This window comes from Pseudomonas sp. 15A4 (genome assembly GCF_016925575.1).
In the GTDB taxonomy this organism is placed as follows: Bacteria; Pseudomonadota; Gammaproteobacteria; order Pseudomonadales; family Pseudomonadaceae; genus Aquipseudomonas.
The window spans coordinates 4090403-4105026 of sequence record NZ_CP068986.1 but is presented as its reverse complement, the minus strand read 5'-3'; the positions used below and the strand labels follow the sequence as shown (position 1 = coordinate 4105026).

The window sequence follows — 14624 nt, the reverse complement described above, 5'->3', positions numbered from 1 at the left end:
GTACGTACAACACACCTTTCAGTGCCAGTCAGTCAGGCCTGTGATCCCCGCGAATCGAAAAATTCGCCATGTGTTCCAGCCCCTTGATCAGCCCAGAGTGATCCCAGCCACTCCCGCCCAAGGCCGCGCAGGTGCTGAACACTTGCTGGGCGTTGGCCGTGTTGGGCAGGTTCAACCCCAACTCCCGCGCGCCTTCAAGCGCCAGATTCAAATCCTTCTGATGCAGCGCGATCCGAAAGCCCGGGTTGAACGTCCCCTTGATCATCCGCTCGCCATGCACCTCGAGAATCTTCGACGAAGCAAACCCGCCCATCAATGCCTCTCGCACCTTGGCCGGGTCGGCGCCGTTTTTCGACGCAAACAGCAGGGCTTCAGCCACGGCCTGGATGTTCAGCGCGACGATGATCTGGTTGGCGACCTTGGCGGTCTGGCCGTCACCGTTGCCGCCGACCAGGGTGATGTTCTTGCCCATGGTCTGGAACAGCGGCAGGGCGCGCTCGAAAGTGGCCTGTTCGCCGCCGACCATGATGCTCAGCGTAGCGGCCTTGGCACCCACTTCGCCGCCCGATACCGGCGCGTCGAGGTACTGCGCGCCGGTGGCGTTGATCTTCTCAGCGAAGGCTTTGGTTGCCGAAGGGGAGATCGAACTCATGTCGATGACCACTTTGCCGGCACCGGTGCCTTCGCTCAGACCGTTTTCGCCGAACAGCACGTCGTTGACCTGAGGGGTGTCCGGCAGCATGACGATGACGAATTCCGCTTCCTGTGCCACTTCCCGCGGGTTGGCCAGCACGGTCGCGCCGCCGTCCACCAGGGACGCGGGCGGGGCAATGAAGTGCCGGGAGAGAATCAGTTGATGACCTGCTTTCTGCAGGTTTTCTGCCATGGGCAGACCCATGATGCCGGTGCCGATGAATCCGATGTTAGCCATGAGATTTTTTCCCTTGTTTGGAGGAGGCAGACGGGTTGTGTACATGCCTCAATATTTCTTCCTGTAGGAGTGAGCTTGCTCGCGATTGCGATTTATCAGCCAGCGCATCGTCAACAGCCCACAGCATCGCGAGCAAGCTCACTCCTACAAGAATCGGTGTCAGATCAAATTATGGGTTTTCAGCCACCCAAGCCCCGCTTCGGTGGTGGTCAGCGGCTTATACTCACAGCCGACCCAACCGCGGTAACCCAGCCGGTCCAGGTGCTTGAACAGAAAGCCGTAGTTGATTTCGCCCGTGCCCGGTTCGTGCCGGCCGGGGTTGTCGGCCAGTTGCACGTGACGGATCGCCGGCAGGTGGTTTTCAAGGGTGCGGGCCAGGTCGCCTTCCATGATTTGCATGTGGTAGATGTCGTATTGCAGCGACAGATTGCGGCTGCCGACCTTCTCGCGAATCGCCAGCGCCTGGGCGGTGGTGTTCAGATAGAACCGGGGAATGTCCAGGGTGTTGATCATTTCCATGACCAGATCGATGCCCTGGGCTTGCAGGCGGTCGGCGGCGTATTTGAGGTTGTCGACGAAGGTCTTCTCGATCAGCCCGTCGTCGAACCCCTGGGGCTTGATCCCCGCCAGGCAATTGATCTGGGTGTTGCCCAGGACCTTGGCGTAGGCGATGGCCAGGTCAACGCCGGCATAGAACTCCTCGACCCGATCGGGGTGACAGGCGATGCCGCGCTCGCCCTTGGCCCAGTCCCCGGCTGGCAGGTTGAACAGCACCTGAGTCAGCCGGTTGCGGTCCAGCTCGGCCTTGATCTGCGCTGAGCTGAAGTCATAGGGGAACAGGTACTCGACGCCACTGAACCCGGCGTCGGCGGCGGCTTCGAAACGTTGCAGAAATTCCAGTTCAGTGAACAGCATCGACAGGTTGGCGCATAAACGTGGCATGACGTACTCCTTCTTGTTCTGGGCTCTTTTTCTCGGATAACCGGGGGCGATCAGTCCAGCAGGCTGATGGCGGTGGGAGCGTCGGCGCGGCTCTCGGCCAGGGACTCGAACTCGTTGATGGCGTTGATCTCGGTGCCCATAGCAATGTTGGTGACGCGCTCGAGAATGATCTCCACCACCACTGGCACGCGGTACTGCTGCATAAGGCTCGATGCTTCGGCGAAGGCGGCCTGCAGGTGCGCCGGGTCAAGCACGCGGATGGCCTTGCAGCCCAGGCCTTCGGCAACCGCGACGTGATCGACCCCATAGCCTTCCAGCTCAGGCGCATTGATGTTGTCGAACGCGAGCTGCACGCAGTAGTCGATGTCGAAATTGCGCTGGGCCTGACGGATAAGCCCGAGGTAGGAGTTGTTCACCACCACGTGGATGTACGGCAGCTTGAACTGCGCACCGACGGCGAGCTCTTCGATCATGAACTGGAAATCGTAATCCCCTGACAGCGCGACAACCTGGCGGTTCGGGTCCGCCTTGACCACGCCCAGTGCCGCCGGAATGGTCCAGCCCAGCGGCCCGGCCTGACCGCAATTGATCCAGTGCCGCGGCTTGTAGACGTGGAGGAATTGCGCGCCGGCGATCTGCGACAGGCCGATGGTGCTGATGTAGCAGGTGTCCTTGCCGAAGTACTGATTCATTTCTTCGTACACCCGCTGCGGCTTGACCGGGATGTTCTCGTAGTGGGTCTTGCGCTGCAGCGTGCGCTTGCGTTTCTGGCAGCTCGCAAGCCAGTGGCTGCGGTCCTTCAGCTTGCCGGCGGTGTGCCACTCGCGTGCCACTTCAATGAACATCGCCAGCGCGGCGCCGGCGTCGGAAACGATGCCCAGATCCGGCGTCAGCACACGGCCGATCTGCGTCGGTTCGATGTCGACGTGGATGAAGGTGCGCCCTTCGCTGTACACCGACACCGTGCCGGTGTGGCGGTTGGCCCAGCGATTGCCGATGCCGAGGACCAGATCGGACTCCAGCATGGTCGCGTTGCCGTAGCGGTGAGAGGTCTGCAGCCCGACCATGCCGGCCATTTGTGGGTGGTCATCGGGGATCGTGCCCCAGCCCATCAGCGTCGGAATCACCGGAATACCGGTCAGCTCGGCGAATTCAACCAGCGCGTCCGAGGCATCGGCATTGATGATGCCGCCACCGGCGACGATCAGCGGACGTTCCGAGGCGTTGAGCATCGCCAGGGCTTTTTCGATTTGCTTGCGGCTCGCCTGGGGCTTGACCACCGGCAGCGGTTCGTAGGCGTCGATGTCGAATTCGATCTCGGCCATCTGCACATCGAACGGCAGGTCGATCAGTACCGGACCGGGTCGACCGCTGCGCATCAACTGAAAGGCTTTCTGGAACACATACGGCACCTGGCCCGGCTCCATGACCGTGGTCGCCCACTTGGCCACCGGCGCGGCGATGCTGGCGATGTCCACGGCCTGGAAGTCTTCCTTGTGCATCCGAGCGCGCGGCGCCTGGCCGGTGATGCACAGAATCGGAATCGAGTCGGCGGAGGCTGAGTAGAGACCGGTGATCATGTCGGTGCCGGCCGGGCCCGAGGTGCCGATGCACACGCCGATGTTGCCGGCGATGGCGCGGGTGTAACCCTCGGCCATGTGCGAAGCGCCTTCGACGTGGCGCGCCAGCACGTGATCGACGCCGCCGATTTTCTTGAAGGCGGCGTACAGCGGGTTGATCGCAGCGCCCGGAATACCGAAGGCGGTGTCGACGCCTTCGCGACGCATCACCAGAACGGCGGCTTCGATGGCTCTCATGACGGTCATTTGTTAGTCTCCTGAACTCGATAGTTTTTGTACGTAAACAGCCTGATTTGAATCCGATCTTTTGTGAATGGCTGTTTTTATCCGTTCTATCGGTATCTGGAGTATCGAATGGATCGCTATACGGAATTGCGCAGTTACGTCCTGGTGGCCACCCGTGGCAGTTTTGCCGCCGCGGCGCTGGTGGAGGGCGTGACGCCAGTGATCATGGGCCGGCGACTGAGTGCGCTGGAAGATCGGCTGGGGGTGAAGCTGATCCATCGCTCGACGCGGGGCCTGACCCTGACCGATGCGGGGGAGTCGTATCTGGAAAACGCCAAGCTGGTGCTGCAGTCGTTCGAGGAACTGGACGCCAGCATCAGCGAGAACGAAAGCAGCGTGCGTGGGCACTTGGTGGTGTCGGCACCGGCCGGGTTCGGCCGTCAGCACGTCGCGCCCCATGCGCCGGAATTCCAGGCGCGGTTCCCGGACTTGCAGCTCTCGTTCAACCTCACCGACAACGTGGTGGATCTGGTGCGCGAGGGCTATGACATGAGCATCCGCATCGGCGAGGTGCTGGACCCGAACTACGTCGCTATCAGGCTGTACGCCAACAAACGCGTGGTCTGTGGCTCGCCGGCGTATTTCGCCGAGCATGGATTTCCCCAGGTGCTTGAGGATCTGGCGCAGCACAATTGCCTGTCGTTCAACCTGCAGGGCGGCCAGCATCGCGGCTGGACGTTTCAGCGCGAGGGCAAGCCGGTGGCGATCAAGGTGGCAGGCAATCTGTACTGCAACGATGGCGAGCTGCTGTATGACTGGGCCAAGCGCGGGCTGGGCCTGAGCTGGCGTTCGACGTGGGAGATTCAGAACGAGATTGAAAGCGGCGCGCTGCTCACCGTGCTGGATGAGTTCGCCTTGCCCAGTTACGACATCCAGGGCGTGTACCCGCAACAGCATTACCTGCCGGCGAAAGTCCGGTTCTTTATCGCGTTTCTGAAGGAGGTGTACAACCGGCCGGGGTACTGGCGGCAGGGGTGAGCCGTGATCCCTGCGCTCGACCCAAAAGCTTCCCGGCTAAAGCCGGTCCCACACGTCGTCGCGGTCGGTAGGACCGGCTTCTGCCGGGAACAGCCCAGAAAGCACACGATGCATTTAGTGGGACCGGCTTTAGCCGGGAAGGGGCCGTAACTGGCGCTGAAGGTAGGTTGGATGCACCGACGTCTTCCCGGCTAAAGCCGGTCCCACCAATGGTGAGCGAGAAACCTAAATCAACTCCACCGACACCGCCGGCAGTCCGCGAATCTGCCCGACCGCCAGGCCCGGCCCGCTGGTCTTGTACATCCCGGTGTAGGAACCGGTGGTGACCACCATCTCCGGCGTCACGCTCAAGCCATTCTGTGTGTGGTGATTGACCAGCCACGGCAGCAAACGCCGCGGGTCGCCGGCCGGATTTGCGCCGTCGCCCGGCACGATGTCTTCATCGCCATACGTGAAGCTCAGCGCCGGCTCAACGAAAGGGAAGCTGGCGTCGTATGGGATGAATTCGCCGATGATCAGCGCGCCATGGTTGAGCAGGTCGCCCAAAGCCAGCAACGGCTCGATCTTCGGCCAGGCCGCGAAACGGCTCGACACCACTTCAATGGTCGCGCCCATCGTCGCGATGCTGTTCAGCACTTCTTCATCCGAATACGCCTCTTCGCGAGGGGTGAATTCGCGGCCAAGACGAAAAGCGATTTCCAGCTCCAGAATCGGCGAAGGGTAGTCGACGCACTCGACCTGACTGCCGCTGGCGAAAATACCGTCGTCCGGCAGCAGCGCACCGTTGATGGGCCCGGTCGGCGATTTGGCGCCGACCTTCCACCCGCCCACAGTGGTGTCGCGCAGACGCAGAATCTCGCGCTGGAGCGCGTAGGCACTGGCCGCATCGGCGGGGACGTATTCAGGGAGAATGTCAGTGATTTTCTGACCGGCGCCCATGGCGGCGACGATCAGTTCGGCAATGTTCGCTGGGTGAGACGATGGATTCACGCGAGTCTTCCTTCAGGTCATTGATGGAAAGCGCCCCGTTCCTTATGTTTCTGTGGCGAAGGATGACGGAGCCAGCGCGACCACTCTAAACCTATTTCAACAAGTCGGCAGAGGTGGGGTTCGTGCCGCCATCCATCAGCTGTGCTCGCAGGCATCGCCCAGGCGGGTGTATTCCAGCTTGTGGGTGACGCCTTTGCTGTCGACGTATTCCATCTGCGCCTTGACCGGAGCGCAGGGGTTGGCAGGGTTGCTGGCGCTGGTGATACGCACCACTTTGGCGATGTCGAGGTCTTCGCTGTAATCGTACTGAGCGCTTTGCTCGGCCGTTACAGCGGGCGCAGCGGATGTGACGGGTTCATTGGCAGACGCAAAAAGGCTGACCAGGGAAAGGGCAACAAACAGGGGAAATTTCATGATGGCGTGCTCGCATCCAGGTGAAGTGCGAGCGCGGGGGAGAGGCTCGCTGATGGGGCCATCTTAGGCAGCGGTGTTCAGCGGCAGAAATGGTGGCTGTCGATAGCGCCCATCATCGGAGCTGATGGCGCCTCAGTCGGCCCTCGGTCCAGGAATCATCAGCCCGGCCCGGCGCTGTACTCCAGATCAGCGCGCAACCGCTGGACGCAGAAATCAACGAACGAGCGCACTTTGGATGACCCCCGTCGCCCTTCGACGTAGACCACGTACACCGGCATCGGCCTGACCTCGAAATCTTCGAGCACGGCGCACAACGTGCCCGCCTGCAAGTGTCGGCGGATCTGATAGGAGGGCACCTGGGTCAGGCCCCAGCCATCGACCGCCGCATGAATGGAGGCGGTGAAGGACGTCATCGACAACCGCGACCTGACTTTCACTTCCTGATGCTGGCCTTCGATCCGGAAGGTCCAGTCGGGGCTGCGGCCGGTGATCATCACGGAAACGGTTTCGCGCTCGATGAGGTCGCCGGGATGCTGCGGCGAGCCATGGACGGCGATATAGGCGGGGAGGCGCAGACCATGCGGCGGACGGTGCCGACCTGAATGGCGGTCATCGACGAATCGGGTAGGTCGCCGATGCGCACGGACACGTCAATGCCTTCCTCCAGTTGCCCGGCGATCCGGTCCATCAACAGGCCCCGGATCTGCACCTGAGGGTGCTGAGTCAAGTAGTCGGTCATGATCGGCGTGACGTGCAGGTCGCCGAAGACCTGCGGCGCGGTAACGGTCAGTAACCCGCGCGGCGTCCCATGAATGCCGGCGGCGGCGTTTTCGGCTTCGTGCAGATCGGCCAGCAGGCGCCGGCAATCGTCGGCGAAGCGCACGCCGGCTTCGGTCAGGCGCAACTGGCGGGTGGTGCGCACGATCAGCAAGGTGCCGAGCCGAGCCTCCAGCTGCGCGACGGCGCGGGTCACCGTCGCCGTGGACACGTTCAGGTTGCGCGACACGGCCGCGAAGCTGGGGCCTTCGGCGACGGCGGCGAAAAGGGTCATTTCCTGAATGCGGTCCACTGAGCGTCCGTTTCCGAGCCAACGAGAGCGGCAGTCTGCGGCAAATCCGGGCAAGCGGAAAGGCCTGACCCAGGCAGTCAGAAAAACACCTGCCTGGTCATGTTTGCTTGGTGCTCCGGCGACGGGTTCTATATTCTTGCTGAGGCTGGGCTCCTCGAACGAAAGCCGGCGCTCGACACGGCAAGGGACAGACCCGCATTCACGCAAGGCCAAAGGAACGCAGATGAGCACCACCAGCACGCCGCTCTCCGGCGTCAACCAGCCGTTGAAAGGCATCGCACTGATTCTGTTTGCGACCTTTCTGTTTTCCAGTCACGACACCCTGTCCAAGTACCTCTCCGGTATCTACCCGATCATGATGGTGGTCTGGGTGCGCTACGTGGTGCACACCGGGCTGATGGCGTGCATTTTCATGCCGTCATCGGGGTTGCGTGTGTTGCGCACCAAGCGCCCGGGTTTGCAGGCGTTGCGCGCGGTGTGCCTGCTGGGCACGAGCCTGCTGTTCACCAGCGGCCTGATGTTCATTCCGATTGCCGAAGCGACGGCGGTCAACTTCCTCGCGCCGCTGCTGGTCACGGCGCTGTCGGTGCCACTGCTCAAGGAGACGGTCAGCCGCGGGCAATGGATCGCCGTGCTGGTGGGCTTCAGCGGGGTGCTGGTCATCGTCCACCCCGGGGGCGAGCTGTTCCGGCCAGCGGTGCTGCTGCCGTTGGGCTCGGCGTTCTGTTTCGCCTGCTACCAGTTGCTGACCCGTCTGGTCGCGGCCCACGACAGCCCGACCACCAGCAACTTTTTCGCCGGCCTGTTCAACAGCCTGTTGATGAGCGCGATCGTGCCGTTCTTCTGGCAGTCACCGGAGTGGAAGCACATTCCGTTCATGCTGGCGCTGGGCACCTGCGGCATGGTCGCGCACCTGATGCTGACCCAAGCGTTCCGCTTCGCCGCGCCGGCCATGCTGGCGCCGTTCGGCTACTGTCAGATCGTCTTCGCCGGGCTGTGGGGCTACATCGTCTTCAACCACTCGCCATCACTTGCCGCCCAGGCCGGCATCGCAATCATCTGCCTCAGCGGGCTGGCAGCTGCCTGGCAACAGCGCAAAAAAGGCGGTTGATGCCCGCGATGCTGTGAGTGGGGCAGGGTTCAGCGAGTCATGTTGGATGCACGCGATGCCGTGGGTGGGACCGGTTTTAGCCGGGAAGGGGCCGGTGTGTACACCCTCCATTTTGCGGTGTGCGTGCTGACGCTTTCCCGGCTGAAGCCGGTCCTACACGGTAAATGCTGACCCAGCGTCCGAGTTTCAGCCATTTAGGTTGGATGCACGCGATGCTTTCAGTGGGACCAGGTTTAGCCGGGAAGAGGCCGGTAGGTGCGCTATCAATAAAAAAAGGCCTCCATTGCGGAGGCCGTCTGGTTTTCAGGCGATCAATCAGGCAACGAAGTCAGTCACGTGCAGCTCTTTGACGCCGACCAGCTGGATTTCGAAGTCCGGGGTCGCATCGGCGTTGACGCTGCCGTAGAGGATCCCGTCGGCGAAGCGCAGTTGCCCGGTCGCGTCGTTGCTGTCAAAGGCGTTGCTGCCGATGAAGGTAAATGCGTCGATGCCCGGTGTCTGCGGGTTGGCGTCCAGGGCGCTGAAGTCGAGCAGATCGCCCTCGGCGCTCTTGAAGCCATTGATCACGTCGCGCAACGCACCGACGCCCATGTCGGCAACGGAGTCGAAGACATAGGTGTCTGCGCCGGTGCCGCCGGTCAGCGAATCGGTGCCTGCACCGCCGATCAAACGGTCGTTGCCCGAACCGCCGATCAGCGTGTCGTTGCCCGCACCGCCGTTGAGCACGTTGGCGCCGCTGTTGCCCGTCAGGCTGTCGGCGAATGCGCTGCCGATCAGGTTTTCGACGCTCTTCAGCGTGTCCAGGCCCGAGCCGCCGGTGTTCTGTTGGGCCGAGGTCGACAGGGTGGCGGTGATACCGGCCTGCGCGCTGAAGTAGGACACCGTATCGTTGCCGTCGCGACCGTCCAGCACGTTGTTGCCGATGCCGGCGAACAGTACGTTGTCCAGCGCGTTACCGATGCCATTGGCCGCATCGGCACTGTCGATGTACAGGTTTTCGACGTTGGCGCCCAGGGTGAACGTCGCCAGAGTGCTGTGCACGCTGTCGATGCCGCCCGAGACGCGATCAGCGTTGGTTTCGATCACACTGTCGCCGCTGTTGTCGACGTAGTACGTGTCGTTGCCATTGCCGCCGCTCATGCTGTCGGCACCGCCTGCGCCGTCGATCACGTTGGCCGCCGCGTTGCCGGTGATGAAGTTGCGCAGCTCGTTGCCATTGCCGTCGATGGCTGAAACGCCGGTGAGCACCAGGTTTTCCAGATTCGCGCCAAGGGTCCAGCTGACCGACGCCTGCACGGTGTCGATCTGCGACGGCGAGTCGCTGCTTTCAGTGACGCTGTCGAAGGCGTTATCGACGATGTAAATGTCGTTGCCGTCGCCACCGCTCATGCTGTCGGCGCCGAGGTCGCCGTCCAGCGTGTCATTGCCGGACGAGCCCACCAGGGTGTCGGCCTGGTCGGTGCCGAAGATCATGCCGCCTTCGTTCTGCGCACCGTCGAAGATCGCCTGCACGCTGTTGTTGTCGCTCGGGTCACCCTTGAAGCCCAGGTCGTCGGCGATGTAGTCGGCCAGACGCTGACCGACGATCTCGGCAGATTCTTCGTGCAGGTGCCAGACGTCATCGGGGTAGACCAGCGGGTCGACTTCGTGGCGCAGGGGCAGGTCGGTGTAATCCACCGCAATCTTCACGTCGTCACGCTGGGCGGCAATCGCTTCCTGGGTGGCGCGAACATAGCCGACGCCCTCGACGATGCCGGCGATCTTCTCTTCCGAGAAGCCGCGGGCGCGGGCTGCGTCCTGGTCGTAGTGACCGGTTTCCATCATGTACACGTTGAAGTTGCCGAACTGTGCGTGCAGGTAATCGAACACCGACAAGGTCGCCGCCTTATACGCCGCCGCGGCCGCTTCCTTGTCCGAAGCGCGGGCGATTTCCTGCGCCGCTTCCTCGCCCTGGCCCCAGATGATGCCCATGGTCACGTTGTCGATCGACTTAAGCTCGGTGAGTTGGTCGTTCAACAGGGCCACGGCGCGCAACAGGGCCGGGCCCGGTTGGTCGATGTCGGTCAGCCACCAGCACAGCTTCAATTCTTCGGCGCCGAGGGTCGACATGCCGTTGACCGTGCTGCCGCCCACCGCGATGTCGATGCCATTGCCGTCCGCATCGTTGAACTGGCTGCGCACGTCGTACGTGGTGTACTTGCTCAGGCCGTCGACCAGCATGGTGGTGCCGGACTGGCTATCGTCTTCGGTCATGCGCAGCAGACGTGCGTTGGATTGACCGAGGGTCGGCAGGAACAGAATGTCCTGGTCAGCCCGCGAGCCGAACACGAAGTCGTCGGCCGTGAGGGTGTTCAGGTAGTTGCCGCTCAGGGCGATCTCGAAGCGGTGACCGTCAGCGTCGGGCACGCTTGATTTGATGTACGTCTTGTCGCCGGCGGCATTCAGGCTCAGGTAAAGCGTGCCGTTGCTGCCGTCGCCCAGCCCGAGGAACCCCAGGGTCGATACGTCGATCTTGTCCACGCCGTGGGTAAAGTCGTAGATCGTGTCGGTGGCCGTGACGCCGCCGGTGTTGTAGTCCCGGTAGCTGTCCTGCACGCTGGTGTAGCGGAAGGTGTCGGCACCGTCGCCGCCGTACAGCGAGTCGCGTCCTGCGCCGCCGTCGACGATGTCCGGGCCTGCGCCGGCGCGAATGGTGTCGTTGCCGCCCAGGCCGAGGATCAGGTCCGCGCCCACCGTGCCGGCGATGGTTTCTGCATTGTCAGTGCCGGTGATGGTGCTGGCCGGGGCGTCGGCCACGGCCAGGGCAAAGCTGTCACTGACTGACGCGCCCGACGGATCAGTCGCTTTGATCAGCAGTGTGTAATTGCCGGAGGCGGTGCCGGTGGGCGTGCCGCTGAAGGTCAGGAGGGTGCTGTCGAAGGTGAGCCAGTCGGGCAGGGCGCTGCCGTCGGCCAGGGTCGCGGTGTAAGTCAGCGTGTCGTTGTTACCGTCGGAGAAGCTGTTGCTGGTGACCGCGTAGGTAAATGGCGAGTTTTCCGTCGCGTTCTGGTCCAGCAGCGGAATCACCACCACCGGCGCCACGTTGCTGGGCACGTTTTGATTGGCGAAGACGAAATGGCTGGCGTTGAGGCTGCCGGCCAGGTTGCCCGCAAGCGACAGCTCGAAACGGTTGCCGCTGGCGTCCGCCACGTTGTCTTTGACGTAGGTGCGGTTGGTGCTGGCGTTGTAGGTCACTTGCAGCGTGCCATTCAGGCCGTTGCCCAGCCCTGTGTAACCCAGACCCGAGAGGTCGATCTTGTCGGCGGCCACGTCGAAATCGAGGATCTGGTCGCTGGCGCTGGTGGTCGCCGTGCGATAGCTGTCCTGGGTGGAGGTGAAGCGGAACACGTCCGACCCTGCGCCGCCGGTGAGTTTGTCGGCGCCGGCGCCACCGATGAGGACGTCGTTGCCGTCGCCGCCATTCAGGGTGTCGTTGCCCGCGCCGCCGAAGAGTTGGTCGTTGCCGGTGGTGCCGGTCAGCGTGTCGTTGTTCGGCGTGCCGTTGATGACGCCCGGCGTCACAGGGACGTCCTGCACGGCGAGGGTGAAGCTGTCGCTGACAGTGGCGTTGCTCCCATCGCTTGCAGTGATTTTGATCGCGTAGGTGCCCGAGGCGGTGTTGCCCGGGGTGCCGCTGAAGGTGCGGGTTGCGGCGTCGAAGATCAGCCAGGCCGGCAGGGCCGTTCCGTCGGCCAGGGTCGCGGTGTAGCTGAGGGTGTCGTTGTCCGGGTCGGTGAAGCTGGTGCCGGGCACGACGTAGCTGAACGGCGTGTTTTCGGTGGCGTTCTGGTCCAACAACGGATTGGCCACCACGGGCGCCTGATTCACCGTCGGCGCAGTGGCGAACACGAAGTTGGCGCTGGTCAGTTTGTCGAGGTAGTTGCCCACGAGCGCGACTTCAAAACGATTGCCCTCGGCATCGGCGGTCAACGACTTGATGTAGGTCTTGTCGCCGGCGTCGTTGAGCACCGCGTACACGGTGTTGTTCATGCCGTCGGCAAGGCCGGTGAAGCCCAGCTTGGACAGGTCGATCTTGTCGGCGGTGACGTCGAAGTCGGTGATCACGTCGCCCAGATTCGCGCCGCCGGCGTTGTAGTTGCGGTAGCTGTCGGTGCGGCTGGAGAACACGAAGGTGTCAGCGCCGGCGCCACCACTCAGGGTGTCTTGCCCGGCGCCACCGTCGAGACGATCGTCACCACCGCCGCCGGCCAGGCTGTCAGTGCCGGCAAGGCCCAACAGTGTGTCGGCCCCGTCAGTGCCCTGCAGCGAATCATTGCCGGTCGTGCCCGTAAGGGTTCGATTGAAGATGAAGTTGTCGGCGGTCAGGGCGCTGACCAGATTGCCCGCGAGGATCAGTTCGAAGCGATTGCCGTTGGCGTCGGCATCGTAATCCTTGATGTAGGTGCGGTCGTTGCTGGCGCTGTAGCTGATCTGCAAGGTGCCGCCACGGCCGTTGCCCAGGCCGGTGAAGCCCAGACCGGCGAGGTCGATCTTGTCCTGGGTCGGGTCGAAGTCGGTGATGGTGTCATCAAAGCTGGTGGTCGCGGTGCGGTAGCTGTCGGTTTCGCTGGTGAAGCGGAAAATGTCCGCGCCTGCGCCGCCGGTCAGCTTGTCGATCCCGGCCCCGCCGATGAGGATGTCGCTGCCGCCACCGCCGTTGACGGTGTCATTGCCCGCGCCGGCGTAGAAAATCTCGTTGGCGTCGCCGCCCGTCAGGGTGTCATTGCCGTCGGTGCCTTGAACCGCCACCACGGGCACGGTCGCGCTGACGTAGCTGCCATCGCCATACAACAGGGTGTCGCCCTTGGTGGTGTGGCTGATGGTGTTGCCGATGATGGCGTTACGGTCGGTGCCGTCTTCGTTGCGCTCGGCCACGCCATAGGTCGACAGGGCGCTGCCGTTGATGGTGTTGCCCTGGATGGTGTTGTCGCTGCCGTTGAAATACTTGCCCGAAACGCCGTTGGTGTCGTCGTAGGATTGAATGATGATTTCCGGTACGCCGCCGCCCAGTGCGTTGTTGCTCAACGTGTTGTTGATCACGTCGACGTTGTTGCTGCCGTAGATGCGCACACCGGCGCTGGCGTTGTCGTGGATATCGACGCCGGTCATGGTGACCTCGCTGGACAGCTTGATCAGCACACCTTCGGCGCCATTGCCGTAGACCTCGCCGCCGGTGATGGTGATGTTGTTCGGCGAAGGGATATTCTCGCTGCCGCGCTGCACCACGATGCCGCCGCCGCCATTGCCATAGGCTACGTTGTTGCTCAGGGTGAAATCGTGGCTGCTGGTGACCACGTTGAAGCCGTGGCGATCGTTGTCGTAGGCGATGTTGTTTTCGAAGGTGCTGTCGCTCAGGAAGTCAGCGACGAAGCCGTCCAGGCCGTTGCCATGGGACACGCTGTTCTTGATGACCATGTTGACGGTCTGTTCGTGGGGGTCGAAGCCGTAACCGGAGCAGTCCTTGATCTCCACGCCGTCAAGGGTGACGTTGGAGTCGTAGCCCTCCTTGCCGGGGATGTAGCCGTTGAACCAGCCGTCGATCTTGCCTGTGGTGTTATCCCGGTTGCCGTCGAGGGTCAGGTTGCTCAGGCCGAAGTCGTGGGTTTCTTCGCCATAGGCGGAACGGATGATGCCGGTGATTTTGGTATCCGAACCGTCGGCCACCTTGATGTTCGAGACGCCCATGCCGTCGCCGTACATGTAGACGTTGCTCTTGAGCATGAGGCAACCGTCCGAAGGTTCCTCTCCGCCTGACACGATGTAGGTCCCGGGGGTACATAAACCTGTCCTCCGCCGGCAGCCGCCGCCGCATCAATCGCTTGTTGAATGGCCGCGGTGTCGTCAGAAACGCCATCTCCTTTGGCGCCAAAATTTTGGACGTTAAAAATCATGTACTTATCTCCGGTCACAGGCTGGGGTCTCGCTGCGTGCCAATTTCCAATCGGCGTGCACGCAGGTATGACCTAGCGGAACGGAAAAGTTGTAGCCGTACGTCGGGAAACCGTCGTTTTGTGACGGTCGGCACATTTGGGTTGTTTGTGGTGTCACCTATTTGACGTTTGGAGGGTTGTGGTTTTCTGGCACTTTGGCGAGCATGAGGGTGGATCTCGGCCCCACAGCGTTCGCGTTCAGCCAGTGACTCTGGATGCACGCGGTGCTTTTTAGTGGGACCGGCTTCAGCCGGGAAGAGGCCCGGGTGCGCACCGCAGATTTAGCGAAATGAATCCCGACGTCTTCCCGGCTAAAGCCGGTCCCACAGGGTGTTCGCAGTCGTTCAGTCGGGAC

At 62.5% G+C, this 14624-nt stretch carries 9 protein-coding genes and 1 pseudogene; 2 read left to right on the top strand and 8 right to left on the bottom strand.

Going from position 1 to position 14624, the window contains the following annotated elements; translation table 11 throughout:
• Positions 1 to 28: 28 nt before the first annotated feature.
• The 3 genes from JN403_RS18065 to gcl form a co-directional block, all read right to left on the bottom strand.
• Positions 29 to 931 carry a 2-hydroxy-3-oxopropionate reductase gene (locus JN403_RS18065; RefSeq protein WP_122537181.1) on the bottom strand — a complete coding sequence of 301 codons (903 nt, stop codon included), beginning with the start codon at positions 929 to 931 and terminating at the stop codon, positions 29 to 31.
• A 159-nt stretch (positions 932 to 1090) separates the two neighbouring features.
• Entirely contained in the window at positions 1091 to 1873 is a 783-nt protein-coding gene (hyi, locus tag JN403_RS18060) for a hydroxypyruvate isomerase (RefSeq protein WP_205483578.1), read from the bottom strand.
• Positions 1874 to 1923: 50 nt separating this feature from the next.
• Positions 1924 to 3699, bottom strand: a complete 1776-nt coding sequence (gene gcl / locus JN403_RS18055; protein WP_205483576.1) for a glyoxylate carboligase — start codon at positions 3697 to 3699, stop codon at positions 1924 to 1926.
• A 108-nt stretch (positions 3700 to 3807) separates the two neighbouring features.
• Here gcl and JN403_RS18050 point away from each other — a divergent pair, with 108 nt between their 5' ends.
• Positions 3808 to 4716, top strand: a complete 909-nt coding sequence (locus JN403_RS18050) for a LysR family transcriptional regulator (protein ID WP_205483574.1) — start codon at positions 3808 to 3810, stop codon at positions 4714 to 4716.
• A 225-nt stretch (positions 4717 to 4941) separates the two neighbouring features.
• On the opposite strand, the gene JN403_RS18045 is transcribed toward JN403_RS18050, so the two are convergent.
• From JN403_RS18045 to JN403_RS18035, 3 genes and pseudogenes are all read right to left on the bottom strand, one after another.
• A complete protein-coding gene (locus tag JN403_RS18045; protein ID WP_205483573.1) occupies positions 4942 to 5706 on the bottom strand; it encodes a 2-keto-4-pentenoate hydratase in 765 nt (254 codons plus the stop codon).
• A gap of 135 nt (positions 5707 to 5841) precedes the next feature.
• On the bottom strand, positions 5842 to 6120 hold the full coding sequence (locus tag JN403_RS18040; RefSeq protein ID WP_205483571.1) for a DUF2790 domain-containing protein: 279 nt from the start codon (positions 6118 to 6120) through the stop codon (positions 5842 to 5844).
• Positions 6121 to 6278: 158 nt separating this feature from the next.
• A pseudogene (locus tag JN403_RS18035) lies at positions 6279 to 7189 on the bottom strand (LysR family transcriptional regulator).
• A 223-nt stretch (positions 7190 to 7412) separates the two neighbouring features.
• On the opposite strand from JN403_RS18035, the gene JN403_RS18030 reads away from it, so the two are divergent.
• A complete protein-coding gene (locus tag JN403_RS18030) occupies positions 7413 to 8300 on the top strand; it encodes a DMT family transporter (RefSeq protein WP_122537176.1) in 888 nt (295 codons plus the stop codon).
• 315 nt (positions 8301 to 8615) lie between these two features.
• Here the strand turns inward: JN403_RS18030 and JN403_RS18025 are convergent, their stop codons facing one another.
• Entirely contained in the window at positions 8616 to 14024 is a 5409-nt protein-coding gene (locus tag JN403_RS18025) for a putative Ig domain-containing protein (protein WP_240357008.1), read from the bottom strand.
• Positions 13925 to 14230, bottom strand: coding sequence for a glycosyl hydrolase family 28-related protein (locus JN403_RS25815; protein ID WP_275900167.1), 306 nt, complete (start codon positions 14228 to 14230; stop codon positions 13925 to 13927). Before JN403_RS25815 ends, JN403_RS18025 begins: the two co-directional genes overlap by 100 nt.
• Positions 14231 to 14624: the final 394 nt, after the last annotated feature.

What these genes read in the sequence shown, in the direction of transcription:
- JN403_RS18065 (WP_122537181.1), bottom strand. Translation starts at nt 931, where the DNA reads ATGGCTAACATCGGATTCATCGGCACCGGCATCATGGGTCTGCCCATG.
- hyi (WP_205483578.1), bottom strand. Translation starts at nt 1,873, where the DNA reads ATGCCACGTTTATGCGCCAACCTGTCGATGCTGTTCACTGAACTGGAA.
- JN403_RS18025 (WP_240357008.1), bottom strand. Translation starts at nt 14,024, where the DNA reads ATGGGCGTCTCGAACATCAAGGTGGCCGACGGTTCGGATACCAAAATC.
- JN403_RS25815 (WP_275900167.1), bottom strand. Translation starts at nt 14,230, where the DNA reads ATGATTTTTAACGTCCAAAATTTTGGCGCCAAAGGAGATGGCGTTTCT.
- gcl (WP_205483576.1), bottom strand. Translation starts at nt 3,699, where the DNA reads ATGACCGTCATGAGAGCCATCGAAGCCGCCGTTCTGGTGATGCGTCGC.
- JN403_RS18040 (WP_205483571.1), bottom strand. Translation starts at nt 6,120, where the DNA reads ATGAAATTTCCCCTGTTTGTTGCCCTTTCCCTGGTCAGCCTTTTTGCG.
- JN403_RS18050 (WP_205483574.1), top strand. Translation starts at nt 3,808, where the DNA reads ATGGATCGCTATACGGAATTGCGCAGTTACGTCCTGGTGGCCACCCGT.
- JN403_RS18030 (WP_122537176.1), top strand. Translation starts at nt 7,413, where the DNA reads ATGAGCACCACCAGCACGCCGCTCTCCGGCGTCAACCAGCCGTTGAAA.